The 3557-nt window shown below is 70.3% G+C and carries 3 protein-coding genes; 2 read left to right on the top strand and 1 reads right to left on the bottom strand.

Annotated features, from left to right (window positions below; genetic code table 11):
• Nucleotides 1-289: 289 nt before the first annotated feature.
• Together MXD58_RS22980 and MXD58_RS22985 are read left to right on the top strand one after the other, a co-directional pair.
• Nucleotides 290-1789: a P-loop ATPase, Sll1717 family gene (locus tag MXD58_RS22980; RefSeq protein WP_248841464.1), complete on the top strand. Its 1500-nt coding sequence runs from the start codon at nucleotides 290-292 to the stop codon at nucleotides 1787-1789.
• A 232-nt stretch (nucleotides 1790-2021) separates the two neighbouring features.
• Nucleotides 2022-2543 carry a hypothetical protein gene (locus MXD58_RS22985; protein WP_308302028.1) on the top strand — a complete coding sequence of 174 codons (522 nt, stop codon included), beginning with the start codon at nucleotides 2022-2024 and terminating at the stop codon, nucleotides 2541-2543.
• Between the two features lie 21 nt (nucleotides 2544-2564).
• Here MXD58_RS22985 and MXD58_RS22990 read toward each other — a convergent pair.
• A partial coding sequence (locus tag MXD58_RS22990) for an alpha/beta hydrolase family protein (RefSeq protein ID WP_250609903.1) occupies nucleotides 2565-3557 on the bottom strand: 993 nt, incomplete at its 5' end.

The following is a 3557-nucleotide window of genomic DNA, read 5'->3' on the forward strand; positions in this document are numbered from 1 at the left end:
GCCACCACCTCACCACCACCCCCCACACCCCCCACCAACCCACCACCCCCCTCGACCTCCTCAGCGACTAACCACCCACCCACCACCACCACCACCACCACCCGCGCGTCCAGAGGGACCCCCACCCCTCTGGACCGCGCGATTTCCACCCCGCCCCGGCCGCGGACCTCGTCGTTTTCGTTCGCCGTGCTGCGCCCACAAGAATTCAGCCGACACAATGTGATCACACCGTTATCCTGAGAAAGCTCCGATCCGAGCGAGAACTGACGTTCGATCGAAGGGGACACGTGTGGTCGACCTTGCACGGCTCAGTTTCGGCGCGGCGGCCGCAGAGCGCGACGTCCGTCGTGGCCTCGACGCCTATTTCATCGAGTCCTCCGCCTACACGCGAATGAACTCGGGCGCGAAGACGATCCTGGTCGCGAATCGCGGCGTCGGCAAGAGCGCGATCTTCAAGACGATCGCGCACCGGCAGCGGGACGCGGGCGGCCTCGTCATCGAGCTGGCCCCGGAGGACTACTCCTACGAGTTTCTCAGCTCCGCGATGACCCGCGAGCTGGACGGCGCCTGGGCGAAACTCGGCGCCTACACGACCGCGTGGAAGTACCTGCTTCTCGTTCTCATCATGCAGGAGGTGACGCGCCGGCACGGCCGGCTGCGGCGCGGCGCCGAGAGCCAGATCTACGCCTATCTGCGCGACAACCACGCCGGCGCCGCCGACAGCCCCTTCGACTCGTTCGTGTCCTACCTGCGCCGCATCGAGTCCATCAAGGTCGGGCGGTACGAGGCCAGCATAAGGACCCGGGAGCTGCAGCAGCTTTACAAACTGCAGGAGGTCAACCACCTCATCGCCCCGCTCGTTCGAGTGTGCGAACGAACCCGGGTGACCGTCCTGGTCGACGAGCTGGACCGGGGTTGGGACGCCTCGGAGGACGCCCAGGCATTCGTCGCCGGACTGTTCCAGGCATGCATGACGCTCAACGAGCTCTCGCCGAGCCTGCGGATCGCGATGTCGCTACGCCAGGAGCTCTACGACAACATTCCCGCGATCTACGACGACGCGCAGAAGTTCCGGGATCTCATCGAGGTCATCTCCTGGGACGAGGAGGGGCTGTGGCGGCTGATCGCGGGCCGGATCCGGCACACGGTCGCAGACTGCCGCACCCGCAGCGACGACGACTGCTGGCGGGCGGCCTTCACCCAGCCGTCCTGGTCGTTCCGCTACATGGTCGACCGGTCGCTGTGCCGCCCTCGAGAGATCATCCAGTACTGCAGCCACGCCCTCGACCATGCCCGGGCCAACAGTTCCCGTTCCTCGGTCCGGATCACGCCACGGGACCTCCAGGCGGTGGAGGCGTCGTACTCGGCGGAGCGGACCCGCGACATCGCCGCCGAGTACCGCTTCCAGCATCCCGGTCTGCTCGGGGTGTTCGAGACCTTCCGGGACGGGCCGGAGGTCTGGTCCCGCGAGGCACTCGAGCTGTTCCTCCTGGACCTGGCCACCGGCGCGGTCGGTCTCGAACCCGAGGCCCGACGGTGGATCGACAGCCGGGATCCGGACGCGATCCTCGAGGTGTTGTGGAACGTCTGTTTCCTCACCGCGGCCGAGCCGCAGGCGGCCGAGGTCGGCGACACCCCGGACACGCGCGGGTCCAGCCGCCACGCGCCGGGCGGCGCCCAGGACGTCGGTGAATCGCCCCGACGGGCCCCGACTCCACGGCCAAGGTCACACGGTGTCACCAAGTTCCGGATCCATCCGATGTTCCAACGCTTCGTGTCCGAACGCTGAGGACCTACCACCCCCCGCCCCCCGAAAGTAACAATCCTGGACATTAGACAGGTTTTTTTCCACCTTGTGGTCACCACTTCGGTGGCCGCTCGCTCGTAGGCGTTACCGTGGCCGCATGCCACCGGCGGGTCTGGCCTGGCAGACGTTGTCCGATCCAGGAGCTTTGGCGCTCGTCGACGCCGATTCCGGCCGCGCGGCCGCGTTGGGCCGCCCTCACCCAACCGATCTTCCCATGGTTCAGATCGTCGACCTCGAGCGCCTCGCCCACGGCTGGCTCGTTCCGGCGAGCCGGCCGCAGTCCGAACGCCACCTGCGCGAACAGGTCGCCGAGGACCCGCTGCGCACGATGCGGGGCCTGTGCTGGCTGATGGCGATGGGCGTCGTCGCCATCCACCTACGTACCGGCTGGGCCCCGACCGCGGTCGTCAACGACCTGACGTTCCCGGGGATCTGGCGGGGCCCGCAGGCGCCGGAAAGCGAGCGGGTCTGGGAGAACCTGGCCGAACGCGTCCGCCTCGGTGTCCTCGCCGCGCTGACCGACGACGCCGACTCCGTCGCGCGCTTTCACGAATGCCTGCGCCATCCCCCGGGGATCACGCCGATCCTGCTCGACTACGCCCTGCGGATGCTTACCGACCTGCACCAGCGGATGATCGACCACGGCATCGACCCACGGGAGATGGCGGGCACGCTGGCGCTCTACACGGTGGACCCGCAGGACAGCTCCACCGCCTGTTTCCGCCCGCTGGCCTAGAAGAACGGCAACGGTGGCGCCTCACCGCCGCAGGCGCAGCGCGACGCCAGGAGGGACCCGCTGGCCGTCGGCGGCCAGGTACCGCTGGCTGGCCGCGTCGCCGCGCAGCTGCCAGTCGAGGAACGCCACGACGGTGCGATCGGCCACCCGGTGTGCCGCCGGGGCTGCGAGCAGGGGCGGGCCGCACGTCGCGGCGGCGGTCAGGGCGACCCGCAGGCGCAGCACCGGCGGGAGGTGCTCGGCCCCGAGCAGGCCGTCCTGCCGGCAGATCTCGGTGAAGGAGTTGTGCGTCGCGTCGGTCACGGTGGCGCTGACCCGAGGATGGGACGACGAGAGCTGGCGGAAGGCCCGGCCGGCGTTGTCGTCGAGGGTGGCGACCGGATCACGGGTGCCGGCGAGCAGCAGCGTCGGCACCCGGATCCGGGCGAGAAACGCCGCCGGCAGCGGCGCGGTCGCCGCCGCGATGCCCACCGACACCCGCACGCGCGGATCCGGCGGCGCGGACAGGAGACCGACGCTGGACACGATGGCGGTCAGGCCACCGAAGGAGAAGCCGACCGCGGCGATCCGGTCGGCCCGGATCAGCGGGCGCACGGCGCAGGACGGCTCGGTCAGCCCGTCGATCACCGCGGAGAGATCTCGGGACCGGTCCACCGCCATCGCGATCTGCGGTTGCGCGCGCCCGGCGGCGAAGTCGACCATGGTGTCGCCGGGGTGGTCGGGCGCGGCGACGACGTAGCCGTGGCTGGCCAGTGCCTCCATCAGGTAGGCCGCCTGCACCCGGCTGCCGGCACTGCCATGGGAGAACACGACGAGCGGGAACGGCCCGGGCGCGGGCCGCGCGCCGGTGACCGCGACGTCCGAGTCGATCCCGATGTTCCCGACCAGCGGGTAGAAGGCAGGCCGCCCCGCCCGGCCGCGATCTCCACCGCGCACCTCGGGACAGGACCCACCGGCGGCCGCGCCGCTGCGCCTGGCCGAGGCGAGCGCCGGTAGGGAGCCCGCCAGTGGGAC

Origin of the sequence: Frankia sp. AgKG'84/4 (genome assembly GCF_023242965.2) — a bacterium.
Taxonomy (GTDB): Bacteria; Actinomycetota; Actinomycetes; order Frankiales; family Frankiaceae; genus Frankia.

What these genes read in the sequence shown, in the direction of transcription:
- MXD58_RS22985 (WP_308302028.1), top strand. Translation starts at nt 2,022, where the DNA reads ATGGTTCAGATCGTCGACCTCGAGCGCCTCGCCCACGGCTGGCTCGTT.